General features: G+C 47.5%; 14 protein-coding genes. 3 read left to right on the forward strand and 11 right to left on the reverse strand.

The window, feature by feature from the left end:
• Positions 1 to 45 precede the first annotated feature (45 nt).
• The 5 genes from lpdA to Q0757_RS08470 form a co-directional block, all read right to left on the reverse strand.
• Entirely contained in the window at positions 46 to 1,431 is a 1,386-nt protein-coding gene (gene lpdA / locus Q0757_RS08450; protein ID WP_298786262.1) for a dihydrolipoyl dehydrogenase, read from the reverse strand.
• 14 nt (positions 1,432 to 1,445) lie between these two features.
• Positions 1,446 to 2,747: a dihydrolipoamide acetyltransferase family protein gene (locus Q0757_RS08455; protein ID WP_298786264.1), complete on the reverse strand. Its 1,302-nt coding sequence runs from the start codon at positions 2,745 to 2,747 to the stop codon at positions 1,446 to 1,448.
• 15 nt (positions 2,748 to 2,762) lie between these two features.
• Entirely contained in the window at positions 2,763 to 3,788 is a 1,026-nt protein-coding gene (locus Q0757_RS08460; protein WP_298786267.1) for an alpha-ketoacid dehydrogenase subunit beta, read from the reverse strand.
• Positions 3,789 to 3,809: 21 nt separating this feature from the next.
• Positions 3,810 to 4,727 (reverse strand): thiamine pyrophosphate-dependent dehydrogenase E1 component subunit alpha, encoded by a 918-nt coding sequence (locus tag Q0757_RS08465; protein ID WP_298787000.1) that lies wholly within the window; start codon positions 4,725 to 4,727, stop codon positions 3,810 to 3,812.
• A gap of 260 nt (positions 4,728 to 4,987) precedes the next feature.
• The gene (locus tag Q0757_RS08470; RefSeq protein WP_298786269.1) at positions 4,988 to 5,353 is read right to left on the reverse strand and encodes a metalloregulator ArsR/SmtB family transcription factor; all 366 of its coding nucleotides are present in this window, start codon (positions 5,351 to 5,353) and stop codon (positions 4,988 to 4,990) included.
• A gap of 258 nt (positions 5,354 to 5,611) precedes the next feature.
• On the opposite strand from Q0757_RS08470, the gene Q0757_RS08475 reads away from it, so the two are divergent.
• The 3 genes from Q0757_RS08475 (at position 5,612) to Q0757_RS08485 (ending at position 8,464) form a co-directional block, all read left to right on the forward strand.
• Positions 5,612 to 6,109 (forward strand): sigma-70 family RNA polymerase sigma factor, encoded by a 498-nt coding sequence (locus Q0757_RS08475; RefSeq protein ID WP_298786271.1) that lies wholly within the window; start codon positions 5,612 to 5,614, stop codon positions 6,107 to 6,109.
• Positions 6,110 to 6,390: 281 nt separating this feature from the next.
• Entirely contained in the window at positions 6,391 to 7,467 is a 1,077-nt protein-coding gene (locus Q0757_RS08480) for a branched-chain amino acid aminotransferase (protein WP_298787002.1), read from the forward strand.
• A gap of 139 nt (positions 7,468 to 7,606) precedes the next feature.
• Positions 7,607 to 8,464 (forward strand): alpha/beta fold hydrolase, encoded by an 858-nt coding sequence (locus Q0757_RS08485; RefSeq protein ID WP_298786272.1) that lies wholly within the window; start codon positions 7,607 to 7,609, stop codon positions 8,462 to 8,464.
• Between the two features lie 42 nt (positions 8,465 to 8,506).
• Here Q0757_RS08485 and Q0757_RS08490 read toward each other — a convergent pair whose 3' ends face one another.
• The 6 genes from Q0757_RS08490 to Q0757_RS08515 form a co-directional block, all read right to left on the reverse strand.
• Positions 8,507 to 8,752: a GlsB/YeaQ/YmgE family stress response membrane protein gene (locus Q0757_RS08490; protein ID WP_298786274.1), complete on the reverse strand. Its 246-nt coding sequence runs from the start codon at positions 8,750 to 8,752 to the stop codon at positions 8,507 to 8,509.
• A gap of 101 nt (positions 8,753 to 8,853) precedes the next feature.
• Complete coding sequence (gene pssE / locus Q0757_RS08495; protein ID WP_298786276.1) at positions 8,854 to 9,333, reverse strand: PssE/Cps14G family polysaccharide biosynthesis glycosyltransferase; 480 nt, start codon at positions 9,331 to 9,333, stop codon at positions 8,854 to 8,856.
• Positions 9,330 to 9,794 (reverse strand): PssD/Cps14F family polysaccharide biosynthesis glycosyltransferase, encoded by a 465-nt coding sequence (gene pssD, locus Q0757_RS08500; RefSeq protein ID WP_298786278.1) that lies wholly within the window; start codon positions 9,792 to 9,794, stop codon positions 9,330 to 9,332. The genes pssE and pssD overlap by 4 nt, the downstream gene beginning before the upstream one ends.
• Before the next feature lie 15 nt (positions 9,795 to 9,809).
• The gene (locus tag Q0757_RS08505; protein WP_298787004.1) at positions 9,810 to 11,279 is read right to left on the reverse strand and encodes an O-antigen ligase family protein; all 1,470 of its coding nucleotides are present in this window, start codon (positions 11,277 to 11,279) and stop codon (positions 9,810 to 9,812) included.
• Between the two features lie 211 nt (positions 11,280 to 11,490).
• A complete protein-coding gene (locus Q0757_RS08510; RefSeq protein WP_298786281.1) occupies positions 11,491 to 12,489 on the reverse strand; it encodes a glycosyltransferase family 2 protein in 999 nt (332 codons plus the stop codon).
• 27 nt (positions 12,490 to 12,516) lie between these two features.
• A complete protein-coding gene (locus Q0757_RS08515) occupies positions 12,517 to 13,608 on the reverse strand; it encodes a glycosyltransferase family 4 protein (RefSeq protein WP_298786283.1) in 1,092 nt (363 codons plus the stop codon).
• Positions 13,609 to 13,716: the final 108 nt, after the last annotated feature.

The following is a 13,716-nucleotide window of genomic DNA, read 5'->3' on the forward strand; positions in this document are numbered from 1 at the left end:
GTATATCACTCCCTGCCAAAAAACTATATACGCTTACATCGCTTTTTATTGATGAACCGGACGTCCGAAGAGAGCAGACGCCCCTTCAAACAGCGTTTCCGACAGCGACGGATGCGCATGCACCTGGCTGCTCCATTCTTCGATGGTGCCTTCCAGATGGATATAGGCCGCGGGCTCTCCAATCATTTCGGTAACATGCGGGCCGGCCATCACCACGCCGAGAATTTCGCCGAACATTTCCCGGGAAATGATTTTAACAAATCCCCAGGACTCTCCCATTGTCATTGCTTTCGCATTGCCACGCAGCGGCACAGTTTTTACTTTGATGTCGCTGTACGCTTCCCGTGCTTCCTGCTCAGACAGGCCAACGGAGGCTATTTCCGGAAAGGTGTAAATGCACCGCGGCACGAGCGAGAGATCCATGGAAGGAGAAGCTCCCGCAGCATGCTCTGCAGCAATAATCCCCTCGGCACTTGCCGCATGAGCCAGCTGCCAGCCGCCGACAATGTCTCCTGCAGCATAAATTCCCGGCACCGATGTCTGCATCGAACCGTCCACCTCCACAAAGCGGCCGTCCATACGTAAATGGAGGTCCTCAGCAGCAGCGATGACAGGCGTACGCCCGGTGGAAATCAGCAGCAGATCTGTCGTTAGCTGTCGGCTGTTTCCGGAGGCGTCCTGCACATTGATGCCCGCCTGCTCTCCCTGCTGGCGGACGGAAGTAACCGAGGTTCCTGCAAGAATAGTCACCCCAGCCTCTTCAAGTGCACCGGCCAGCATTTTCGCAGCGTCTTCATCCTCCTGGGGGATCAGCCGTTCCGCCGCTTCCACAACCGTCACCTGTACGCCAAGCGACTGATACAAACAGGCATATTCAGTACCAATGAAGCCGCCCCCGACGATCGTCATCGACGCCGGAAGTGAACGGCGTTCATAAATCGTATCACTCGTGTAGTACTCGGCCTCATCAAGACCAGGAATAGGAGGCACCGCCGGCACGGAGCCGGAAGCAATAATGACGGCTCTGCCGGCCACTATAGTTTCCTTTCCGTCTTTACCGGTGACCGTGACCTGTTTATTTGTGTGAACCCTTCCCCGCCCGGAAAACACCTGGATCCGGCCTTTTTTCATCAGCGACTGGACGCCCTGGCGGAGCTGCCGGATCACCTGGTCCTTTCGTTCAAGCATTTCTTCGTAGCGCAGATGAAAGCCTTCAATCTGGATCCCGTATGCTGAAGCATTTCGTACACAGTTTACAGCTTCTGCGTTCTGGAGAAGCGTTTTAGACGGAATGCATCCACGATTTAAGCATGTGCCCCCGAGCTCGCGATCCTCCACGAGGGCAGTGGACTGGCCCAGGCCGGAAGCCCGGAGCGCAGCTACATATCCTGCCGGTCCGCCGCCGACAATTACCTGGTCAAACGTTTCCATCGGTCCGCCCCCTTCTAGACAAACAGCTGATACGGCTGTTCAAGCATTTGTTTAAAGTCTGTTAAAAACGCAGCCGCCGGAGCTCCGTCAATAATACGGTGATCAAAGGACAGGCTCACCGCCATCATCCGGCGTACCTTGATTTCCCCGTCTATGACTACCGGCTTGTCCTGCATGCGTCCCACACCGAGAATAGCCGCTTCCGGCTGATTGATAATCGGAGTAAAATGGTCGACTGCATACATTCCTAAATTACTAATCGTAAATGTGCTTCCCGAAAGCTCCCTGCCGGGCAGGGTTCCGTTCCGGGCCGCCGCCGCGGTCTGTTTAGTTTCAGCAACCAGTTCTGCCAGTCCTTTTGTTTCTGTATCGCGAATAACCGGGACCAGCAGCCCACGCTCTGTGGCTACAGCGACTCCCATATGCACAGATGACTGCTTTGTGATCCGATTATCTGTTATGGAGGCATTTACGTCCGGATGCTTCTGAAGCGCCCGGCTGCCTACAAACATCAACAGCTCTGTCACCGACAGCCGCTGGCCGGTCTGCTTTTCAATAACCGGAAGCAGCTGGCTCCGTAATTCCATCGCAGCCTCCATATTAATTTCAGTGTGAAGCGTCACGTGCGGCACTTCACCCGCACTCTGCTGCATGCGCTCTGCAACCACTTTCCGGACGCCCTGGAGCGGCTCGGACTCAAGCTTCTCTTCTGCGGGCAGCGAAGTGACATCGGCCCGCGTGACTTTGCCGTAGCTTCCGCTTCCTTTCACGGCAGACAGGTCTACGCTATTTGCCTGTGCTTCTTTTTTCGCAAGCGGCGTACTGCGCACATGCTGCTTGTCTGCAGCAGCGTGAACATCCGCAGCGTGAATACGCCCTTTCGCTCCGCTTCCCTGTACCAGGGCAAGCTCTACGCCGCTATCCCGTGAAAGCTTCCGTGCCGCCGGTGTGGCACGCACGCCTCCCTCTTTTTCAGTTTCCGCTGTCTGCTCCGTCGCTGTTTGGGCCGGCGTTTCCGGAAGGCTTTCCGGCTCTGATTTACCCTCAGTCCCCGGCCTTTCCTCCGGCACCTGCTCACCCTCTTCGCCAATATAGCCGACGATGCCGTTTACCGGTACCTCTTCGTCTTCATCGTAGTACCGTTTCAGCAGGACACCTTCTTCATACGCTTCTACTTCAATATTTATTTTATCGGTCATTACCTCAAGCAGCGGCTCTCCGACCTCCACCGGGTCCCCCTCCTGCTTAAACCACTGCAGAAGGGTGCCGGTTTCCATCGTGCTGCTTAATTTGGGCATAAATACTTCCTTCGCCATGAATGCTGCCCTCCTTTACCGGCGGTGGACGCTGTCGCGCGCCGCCTGCATAATGTCATCCACCTGCGGAACCATTGCTTTTTCGAGCGCCGGATTGTACGGCACAGGAATCGGCAGTGCCCCGAGCCGGCGAATAGGGGCATCCAGATAATCAAAGGCTTCGCTTTCTGCGATCATACTGGCAATTTCACCGCCGTATCCACCTCTTTTGACGGCTTCATGCACGACGATCACCCTTCCAGTTTTTTTGACGGAATCCACGATCGTCTGCTCATCGAGCGGTACGAGTGTCCGCGGATCAATCACTTCCACGTCAATGCCTTCCTCTGCCAGCTTCTCTGCTGCCTCGAGTGCTTTATGCACCATCACAGCGGTCGCAACGATCGTCACATCTGTCCCTTCACGCTTTACGTCCGCCTCGCCAAGAGGAATGGTATACGCTTCCTCTGGTACGTGCTCCTCCGTTTTGTACAATAATTTGTGTTCGTAAAAGATCACGGGGTTCGGGTCGGCAATAGCAGCCTTTAGCAGCCCTTTGGCGTCTGACGCTGTCGACGGCTGCACCACCTTTAAGCCGGGAACGTGGGCCACCCAGGCTTCCAGACTCTGCGAATGCTGAGCCGCAGCTCCGGTTCCGGAGCCTGAAGGCGTCCGCAGCAACATCGGCACATTACCCTTGCCGCCGTACATATACCGAAGCTTTGCTGCCTGGTTAGCCAGCTGGTCCATCGCAATCGTGATAAAATCCGAAAACTGCAGCTCGACAACCGGCTTCATACCTGTAAGCGCAGAGCCAATGGCAGCACCTGTGATCGCTGCTTCAGAAATCGGAGTGTTACGTACCCGTTCCGGACCGAACTCTTCAATCATTCCACGGGTAACGCCAAAGGCACCACCGTAAACCCCGATATCCTCCCCGAGAATGAAAACGTCCTGGTCCTCCCGCATTTCCTGCGACAGCGCTTCGCGGACGGCTTCAGCAAAGGTAATGCTCCGTGTCGTTTCCTTATTATTTGAAGAATTTACTGCGCTCGACTGCATCGTCAGGCACTCCTTTCTGTATTAAGCGTATACATCCTCAAGCAGTGTATCCGCAGATGGTTCGGGACTCTGTTCCGCAAATTCCACTGATCGTTCAATACGGGCTTTGGTTTCTTTTTTCACCGTCTCTGCTTCTTCTTCGGTAATGATGCCGCGCTCAATCAAGGCCTCCTGAAAAAAACGAATCGGGTCTTTGTCCTTCCATTCTTTTTCTTCTTCTCTTGTCCGGTATTTTTTAGCGTCGCTTTTGGAGTGGCCCTTCCACCGGTAGGTCTTCGCTTCGATAAGCACCGGCCCGCTTCCGTTCCTTGTATACTCTACGGCTTCTTTCATAACGGTCATTACCTCCGGAAGGTTATTGCCGTCAACGACATGTCCCGGAATGCCATAGCCTGAAGCGCGGTCGGCAATATTTTCGATTTTCACCATATCCTTTACCGGGCCGGACATGCCGTACTGATTGTTTTCGCAGACAAAGATGACCGGAAGATCCCAGATGGCGGCCAGGTTCACTGCTTCGTGAAAGCTGCCTTCATTTGCCGCCCCGTCCCCGAAGAAACAAACGGTAATATACCCTTCCTGGCGCATCTTTGACGTGAGTGCCGCTCCTACGGCTAAAGGAATGCCGCCTCCGACGATGCCATTTGCGCCCAGGTTGCCTTTTTCGACATCCGCTATATGCATGGACCCGCCTTTACCCTTACAGTAGCCGGTCTCCCGTCCAAACAGCTCAGCCATCATCCGGTCCGGGTCTGCCCCCTTGGCAATGCAGTGCCCGTGCCCACGATGAGTGCTCGTAATTTTGTCTTTATCTTCAAGCATCGCACATACACCGACGGCCGAAGCCTCCTGTCCCACGCATAGGTGGGTCGTACCGTGAATCATTCCTTTAGCAAAAAATTCATCTACTTTTTCATCAAACCAGCGGATGCTCCACATCTGCTCGAGCCACCCGATTAGCTTTTCCTTCGGCTCTTCCCAAACCCAGTCTGCCTGCGTCACAATAACGCCTCCTTTACATTTGTTCTATATTATAACCTTTGTAAACATAATAGCTTTATTTCATTCGTTCGTCAACTAAACATTTGTAAATTTTCATTGATTTCAAAATATTGTTTCCGCTTTCATATCCAGGACCGTTTGTTGCAATTGTAGACTGGAGAGACATTTGTTTACTGCAAATAAAAAAAGAGACGCTGCTACGCCTCTTTTCCCTGCCGTTCTTTAATTTCTGCCTGGTGGCTGACAACGAGCTCCACCACCTGCCTCACATGTTCATCATCAAGGGAATAGTACACCGTTCTTCCTTCCTTCCGGAACTTCGTCAGCCCCAGCTTATGCATGTACCGGAGATGATGGGACGCCGTGGCAATGGAGGAGTCAATGATTTCGGCAATACTATGTACACTCAATTCCGGCGTCAGGGCCAGCGCTTGGGCGATCTGCATCCGCTTGCCGTCAGCGAGCCCCTTCAGCATGTCTGTCATAATATCAAGCGACCGCTCCTGAATCTGCTGCTGGATCCAATCTACATTTGCCTGCGCTTCTTTGTCTTCGTTTGGCATTTCTGTTCACCTGCCTGATCGTAATCATTCTTATTTCAATTGTACGCTTTCTTCATCTGCTTTCAACCGATCTGCTTTATTTTCTCATATACCGGCTTGGCGTTTCCTATATTTTGAAAGCTTTGTTCTTTTCTATAATACAACGCGTTCATCAGGATTTATCCATACATAGTGCCCCGGCAGCATTCCCATTCTTTAGATATGCTGAGTCTACCATGGAATAAATAAGAACCGCGCGCGGCTTCGCAGGAGAGCCCATTGACTGATACAATCCCTGCTTCATTTGAAGAAGCATATGAAAAATATACTCCGCTCGTCAAACGAATGATTACACGCCTCCGCATTTATCAGCAGCAGGAGGAATATATGCAGGCCGGATACGTAGGATTATGGAAGGCCTATTCTACCTTTTCTCCGGAAAAGGGAGCTTTTCCGGGATACGCTTTTATGCTTGTGCGCGGAGAAATGCTGATGATGCTCCGCAAAGAGGTCCAGTTTTCCGAGCGGCATCAGCTGTTTGATGACCACCAGCCCTTCGAGCAGTCGTCGGAAATGGAGGACCGCTTTGAGCTTGAAGCTTACTTCCCCCTTCTTTCAGAGCGGGAACGAACCTGGCTCACTGACTTTTCCGTACATTCTCTTCCTATACGCGACATTGCTGCCAAACATGGAGTAGCTGCTTCTACAGTCAAATCATGGCGGAAATCCGCATTGCGCAAGCTGCGGGCACATGCTGAAGAAGAGCAGCCGGATTAATACGTCTTATTCTCCACCGGCTCAAGTTTTTTCGCTGTCCAGCTTTCTCCACCACCGGCTCGGGGTTACATTTCATCCTTTCAAAAATAAAAGAGCTATTTTTTCCAAGGCTGAATTGTACCTGTCGCCGGTGTGCAGGTGGAGAAAGCTTTTCTAATCAGAAGGCGGACAGCGCTTGTCGCCGGCTTGCAAGTGGATAGAACTTTTCTTTGTATGATACAATTTAAATGCTGTTACCAGTAGAGATATAAATGGAACGATAAATACATAGGAGTGATGTTATTGTGGCTGAGTCATTGACCATTGAACGTACAAAATCTCCGAAAACGAAGCCTGATTTCTCTCAGCTCGCTTTCGGGAAAAACTTTACCGATCATATGTTTGTCGTGGATTATGTAGAGGGAGAGGGCTGGATCGACCCAAGGATTGTGCCCTACCAGCCACTTACCATGGATCCTTCCAGCCTTGTATTTCATTACGGCCAGGCTGTATTTGAAGGAATGAAGGCCTATTATTCCGGCGGCAATATTATGCTTTTCCGTCCGGAAAAAAACTTCGAACGGCTGAACCAGTCCAACCGCCGGATGAGTATTCCGGAAATCGACGAGCAGTTATTGATAGATTCTTTAAAGGAGCTCGTATCACTTGAGCGTGACTGGATCCCCCGCGGAGAAGGGCAGTCATTGTATATCCGCCCATTTGTAATTGCGACGGAAGCAAGTCTCAGCGTAAAACCGTCCTCCTCCTACAAGCTCCTGATTATTTTAACCCCTGTCGGCTCTTACTATGGCAGCGGCGGCGATGCCATGAAGCCGGTCAGCATCTATGTGGAAAACGAATTCGTCCGCAGCGTCCGCGGCGGCGTCGGCTTTACCAAAACGGCCGGCAACTATGCGGCCAGCCTGAAGGCCCAGGAGCAGGCCGGAAGCGCTGGGTACGACCAGGTGCTGTGGCTCGATGGCGTAGAGCAGCGTTACATTGAAGAGGTCGGCAGCATGAATATTTTCTTTAAAATCAGCGGGAAGGTTGTAACTCCTGCGCTAAATGGAAGTATCCTTGAAGGAATAACCCGTGACTCCGTCATTGAACTCCTCCATTACTGGGATATTCCTGTGGAAGAACGCCGCATCGATATGGAAGAAATACGTACTGCGTATGAAGCAGGCACCCTGGAGGAAATTTTCGGCACCGGGACGGCAGCTGTCATTTCTCCTGTAGGCAAGCTGCGGTGGGACGCCCAAACCTACAAAATCAATGATGAAGAGACCGGTCCTCTCGCCAAACAGCTGTATGATACGATCACCGGCATTCAGACTGGGGACAAGGAAGACGTGCTGCACTGGACCCGCACAGTATAAAATTAATCAACCACGGCTCTCCATTACGGAGGGCCGTTTTTGTTCTGAATGAAATTCTTCCGTTTTTCTCATTGTATGCTAGAATGTACCTACACGTCATTTCCAAGTGATACCGCACGGAAAGAGGAGGAGGGAACAGTTGAAACAATTAGCGCTTTCTTTACGCGATGGCCGTATGCTTAGTATTTCCATGTTCGGTGATCCAGACGGAACACCTGTCCTTTATGTACACGGTGTCGGAAGCTCCCGGCTTGAAGCCGCCATTGGAGAAGAGGCCGCTGCTTCCAACTCCCTTCGCATTATTTCTGTGGACCGTCCGGGCTATGGCCTGTCCACTCCCGATCCCCACGGCACCTTTCTGCAGTTTTCCAAGGACATCGATGAAGTCATGAATCATTTTGAGATTCAGCGCTGTTCCTTAATCGGTGTCGGCTGCGGGGGCCCATACGCAGCGACCAGCACCAGTCTTCTGAAGGGACGCATCAGCGAGCTCCATTTGGTTGGTTCGCTTGGTCCCACAGAGGACCCTGAATTGTTTCGTTTACTTGATACTTCGTTAAAAGCACCGCTGCAGACGATTCAGGAAGCACCGGATCTCCTCCGCACCCGATGGGAACAGACGAATATGGAGGATAAGATCTTCCAGACGGAGTCCGAACAGCTTTCCAGAGAAGAACGCCAGTACGTGACTCCGTTTATTCTGGATAAATGGAGGTTTGCAGTTCAGGAATCCTCCCATTCTGCTGAAGGTTACCTCCGCGACCTTCAGACACTGATGACGCCCTGGGCCTATCATTTGGAGAACATCGACACGCCGGCTTATATCTGGGCGGGAGAAGAGGACGAGATTATCCCCCTCCGGCACGCGGTCTATCTTGCCAACCATATCGAGAGCTCTAAGCTTGAAACATTCCCCGGCATGGGCCATATTGCGACAGAGGTCCTCGGCATCAATACAGCTCTTCAGCAGATCAGTAAAAACCGCGCCCTGTTATAAAAACGAAGCCGCTCCCAATTAAAGGACGGCTTCGTTTATAGTTTAGCGGATCGCTTTTAAAATAAAGCTTAGAATGACGACGAAAATAATTGCACCGATTAATGCCGGGAAAATCGCAATACTGCCGATAACCGGCCCCCAGGAACCAAAGATGGCCCCGCCGATCCATGCACCAATAATACCTGCAATAATGTTACCCAAAACGCCGCCCGGGATGTCCTTGCCCAGTATTAAACCGGCAAGCCAGCCAATCAGACCGCCGACGATAAGAAATAGTATAAATCCCATTACATTGACTCTCCTTTCGTGATCTCGTTCAACCCTCTTTTTTCCCGTAATTTTTGGCTGTTAAGCATAAAAAAACACAGATTGCAGAAACAAAACTGTGTTTAAACGGAATCAATATAATCTTTAATCGTTTTCAGCATCTGGTCATTTCCGGTCTGAAACGGTGTTGGCTGAAATAACACCAGTTCCTCCATAGCCTGCTTAAGCGTTTTTTCTCCTGTCATCGAGATAACATGGCCTTTGCTTGTAAACGATTCGGTTAATTGAAGCTGATGGTCGTCGTTATGCTCCCCGTGCTTTTTCAGCCTTGGTACGACAATGGTTTTTTTATGGTATTTCAGAGCTGTGGTCACCGATCCGGTGCCAGCATGACTGATAACAAGCTCTGCCTCCTGAAACAGTTTTTCCATCTCTTCGGAAGGAATAAAACGGCGAATCGTCATATGTTCACTTTCGAATTTTGTGTTGCCATTCTGAACAATAACATTGTCCTGAATATACCCTTCCTTTATCAATGCTTCCACTTTATGCAGAAGCCGTGGAAAAGGAAGCTCATGGGTGCCAAGCACTACTAATATCAATAGATACTCCCTCCATTGACTGCTTTCGGGTAGAATTTTTTCATCGATTCCCATTGAACGATAAACAAATCTGCAATAGGATACACTAACCGCCCCGCGAGATTCGGCGAATGTGATTTGGCAAAGCTTTCAATATAAATGACTTTTTTACGGAACAGCTTCGCAATGTAACACATCGGCACCGCTGTGTGTACGCCTGTTGTAACTACTACATCCGGACGCAGCTTTAAGAATAAAAACAGCGATTTAATAATATTGTAGGAGAACTTAAACAAATAACGGAATGGATAGTTTCTGGCTCCGTATACTAAAAAGGACATCGGGTACTTTTCTTTCATATCTACCGTTATATCTGTTTTTTCTGTAATAATATGATAATTGTATTCTGAAAACAACGGTTCAAGCTGCAGTAATTGAGTTAGATGACCGCCGACCGACGAAATGAACACTACTTTTTTCATTTTATAGAATCCTTTTTATTCATATTTGCTTCTGCTGCGAAACGATAGGTTCTTTTGCTTTGGCTCAGAATATTTTACGGTCAAGGCCATCGCCACTGCCAGATAAATGGCCGCTGCCGGGTAATACAGAATATGACCTGCAATAACAGAAGCACTTAAGCCAAGTCCCATGCTGATCAGCCCAAAGAAAAAATAAATGTGCAGGGAAGCCATTTTATATTTAATCAAGTTTCGGATAATCAAATATACTGTGACAAATATCGGGAACGTTAAAATCAGTAGACCGATAAATCCATAATCGAAAAACCAGTCAAACAAATCCATTTCAATAGGGGCTGCTTCTTCTTCATTAGGGTAATTCTGATACACGCCCATCCCAACGACTTTTTGAATAACCGGAGCTTCATTTAATTGATGGAAGGCCTCCGCCAGATGCTCTTCCCGACCGCTGAGAACGGCAGAATGGTAAGGGATGCTGTTAATGGTGTTTAAAATTTCTTCGTTTGGCTGCTCTTCTTTTAGTTCTTTCGTATCTTCATTTGTATTCTCTTCACTATCTGTATCATTTGAATGCTCCTCCGCTGACTGCTCTTCGGCAGAAGCATTTTTCTCTTTCTTTTCCTCTTCAGCAGGCTCCGGTTCTTCATTCATGCTTTCGGTAACGGCAAGGCCAAGGTTATTGCCTATCGGCATAGCCGGAGTGGCTAAAGCAGTTAAAATGAAAACGGCTGCCAAAAGCACGAAATTAAGATATTTTCGTTGAAATAGCATTATTATTGAGTATACGACTCCAAGTACAAGGCCTGCAATAAGGCCGACAAAAGCCACCTTTGTACCAAGCGTCATCATCGCCCATATGATTAAAAGGGTTCCTGCCAGTAAAGCCAGCTTCTGCCAGAGTTTTTTCGCTTTTAACAACACTAGTATCACAAATGGAAAGCTCATCGCAGTAATAGCACTTATCTCATTACCGGAGAAAAACCATCCTGTGTGTCCCTCTTTTGCTAAAAAGCCATATGCTCTTCGACCAGTATCAGTAATATCAGCCAAGAACACCACAACTGCTATCAAGAGCATATTTATTCCTAAAATGTACGGAATGGTTTTTTTATGTAAACCTTCATCTATTTGTTGGTAAATGAACGCTAAATAGGTAAAAACGATGATGGGGAAATAAATAGATTTCACAATATTTGTAACTTCGAGTGAAAGAATATATGGATCTTTCACAAAATAATTGACGCCGAAATTAATCGCAAAATACACAAACAATACAGGAATATAAATGAACAAAAGCTTTCTTATCCATCCTGCAGCAAAAAAGTATAAATAGACCAGTCCTGCACCAATAAATAAGGCCCGGAACTGGGAAGCGAACGGTGTATCGAAAAATATTAATAAATCCAAAACCGGCTGGACCAGTAAATAAGATAAAAGAACAATTCTGGCAACATTCTCAAACCTAAGGCTTGTGGCTCTTTCCATCAAGTCGCATCCTCCTAAAAAGGATAGATAATATTAGTGCAGCTGCACGTACTCTCACGACGAGAATACTATCACATATTATATCATTTCACTAGAGGGAAAAGTATCTAAACTGCCCCAATCATTACTCATTTGGTCTTCAGCTGATACAAAACTTTACTTTTTTATTTCAAAAATCAGGTAGGGAAAGCTTTACATAGGAATTCGCCGCTTAGTTCCCCTTAAAGTTTTCGTTCATGTACTGCTTCCACTTTTCATTCAGTTTTTTAGTTTTTCTTTTTTGCACTACCTGTTTAAATAGCTGCACAGGGGGGGTATGAACAAAAGCATTTCTCCACGCCTGTATTTTTTGGGCTGAAGTTAATTTTTGTTTTTCTTCGTTAAAATACTGGAAAAAGGTTTTATATTTTCTGTTTCTTGTGTAAATTTTACTCACTTCCACGATATGCGTCTGTTCAATTTTTTTTGCTTCATGCACCGGACGGTGAGGTAAAAAATTCTCCTTTTTATATTCAAACAGCTGTTCAAGGCCTTTCACCTTTGGCTCAAAGCTATCAGATATCCGGTTCATGGAATGAACCCGGTACAGTATTAATACTTCCTCTACAGCGTAGACTTTATGACCGTTTGCGAGTATGCGTAAATACAAATCCGTTTCCTGCGCACTCACCACTTCCGGCCGAAACCCGTTCACTTCCGTGAGGCATTCTCTTTTTATAAGTGGAAAGGAGGCTCCTCCTATAAAGTTTTCCGTCAGCATTTTAGCGAACGCTTCTTCGTTACTGTATAAGTAGTTGCTTCCCCTATTCATGTAACGTTCAATCTGCAGGTCCTGATACACAACCAGACTGCTGCAGGTTACAATGCCAACAGTACTGTCGCGTTTAAATGCTTCATGCTGCTTTTCAAGCTTCGTATCTGCCCACACGTCATCATCATCCAAAAAAGCAATATAGACACCGTTGCTTGCTTCAAGTCCTTTGTTCCTGGCAATATTTCCTCCCTGCGGAGTACTATGCGTAATTACCTTCAGCCTCGGATCATCAATATTCTTTAAATAGGCAGCAGTATCGTCTTCAGAGGCTTCGTCTATTACTATAATCTCAATGTTTGTATATGTCTGAGTTCTCGCACTTTCGACTGCCTGCTGCAAAAGTGTCCGCCTGTTTCTTGTTGGAATAATCACACTGATCAATTCTGGGAAACTCATTGTACCCTTCCTACTTTCTAAAGAGGTTTATTGATTACCACGAAAGATTCGGATAAACTGGTCTTTAATATTATCAATTACATATTTTTCAGACGTTTTATCTGCCTCTTCCTGCATCCATCTGTACTCATCGTCATCAGCATATATTACTTTTCCAAGGTAATAAGCAAACTGTTTTTTGTCGCCCGGAGTTGCTAAATAACCATTTTCCCCGTGGCGGATATAGCCCTTCAGGCCTCCAATGCTGCTCCCCACCACCGGCCGCTTTGACGCCAGTGCTTCGAGCCCCACTAGTCCCAGGCTTTCTCCTTTTCTTTCAGTCGGAAAGCAGAATACTTTAAAGCAATTCATCAGCTCAGCGACTTCTTCCTGCCTTAAAGCCCCATAATGAATAATCGCCTCTCCAATTCCAAGCTCGTTTACTTTTTCCCAAAACTGTTCTACTTCCCCGCCCCCACCTACAACAATCCCTTTAACAGACAGATTGTCTCTACGGAGCAGAGCTATTGACTCCAAAAAAGTATCCCAGCCCTTACCGTAGTCGACGCGGCTTATAAATCCAATATATGTATATTTTTCCTCTAAATGGTATTTATGCTTTAGCTCCGAAATATTATCTCTTTCATAAAAAATTTCTGGGTCTATACCACCAGACGGAAAAACGTACAGCTTTTCCTTGGGAATTTTATGTTTTTGTATCACTAAATCGCGGAAGTATTCAGATGGGCAGATGATTTTATCTGCCCGCTTCAACGAAAGCACTGTTATTTTATTCATGATTTTCTGCTTCATGTTTTCCGGTACCACGTCGCTTCCATGAATGTTCACGTAAACATTCAGCTTTTTTATATATCCCGCAATCAGTACAGATATAGAAGACAAAGACGGGTAATGCACATAAACAGCATCATACTTATTTGCCAGCGCCTTCACCAGTGTTTTGGCATAAAATAATACATAATTCAAGTATCTTGGGACAGGATTTTGATGTTTTGTTAATACTGCGTTCTCCACTTTTATTCCATTCTCTTCGAGCATCTTTTCGGAATTTTTTACAAATGTTCCATAAGAAGGGTATCTATCACTTGGATACATATTAGACACAAGCAATACTTTCATGGTTAGGCCACCTTCACTGTAGTTTACACATCTAAATAAAATAGACCCGATCCAAAAGCTTAAAGATAGCTGACGGCGGGTCTATTTATACATGGATTTTAGCTCTCA

The organism is uncultured Marinococcus sp., from assembly GCF_947493875.1.
Taxonomy (GTDB): domain Bacteria; phylum Bacillota; class Bacilli; order Bacillales; family Marinococcaceae; genus Marinococcus.

Excerpts from the sequence above, each read along its gene's own strand:
- Q0757_RS08455 (WP_298786264.1), bottom strand. The coding sequence starts at position 2,747 with ATGGCGAAGGAAGTATTTATGCCCAAATTAAGCAGCACGATGGAAACC.
- Q0757_RS08510 (WP_298786281.1), bottom strand. The coding sequence starts at position 12,489 with ATGAGTTTCCCAGAATTGATCAGTGTGATTATTCCAACAAGAAACAGG.
- pssD (WP_298786278.1), bottom strand. The coding sequence starts at position 9,794 with ATGAAAAAAGTAGTGTTCATTTCGTCGGTCGGCGGTCATCTAACTCAA.
- Q0757_RS08505 (WP_298787004.1), bottom strand. The coding sequence starts at position 11,279 with ATGGAAAGAGCCACAAGCCTTAGGTTTGAGAATGTTGCCAGAATTGTT.
- Q0757_RS08515 (WP_298786283.1), bottom strand. The coding sequence starts at position 13,608 with ATGAAAGTATTGCTTGTGTCTAATATGTATCCAAGTGATAGATACCCT.
- Q0757_RS08470 (WP_298786269.1), bottom strand. The coding sequence starts at position 5,353 with ATGCCAAACGAAGACAAAGAAGCGCAGGCAAATGTAGATTGGATCCAG.
- lpdA (WP_298786262.1), bottom strand. The coding sequence starts at position 1,431 with ATGGAAACGTTTGACCAGGTAATTGTCGGCGGCGGACCGGCAGGATAT.
- Q0757_RS08460 (WP_298786267.1), bottom strand. The coding sequence starts at position 3,788 with ATGCAGTCGAGCGCAGTAAATTCTTCAAATAATAAGGAAACGACACGG.
- Q0757_RS08465 (WP_298787000.1), bottom strand. The coding sequence starts at position 4,727 with ATGTGGAGCATCCGCTGGTTTGATGAAAAAGTAGATGAATTTTTTGCT.
- Q0757_RS08490 (WP_298786274.1), bottom strand. The coding sequence starts at position 8,752 with ATGGGATTTATACTATTTCTTATCGTCGGCGGTCTGATTGGCTGGCTT.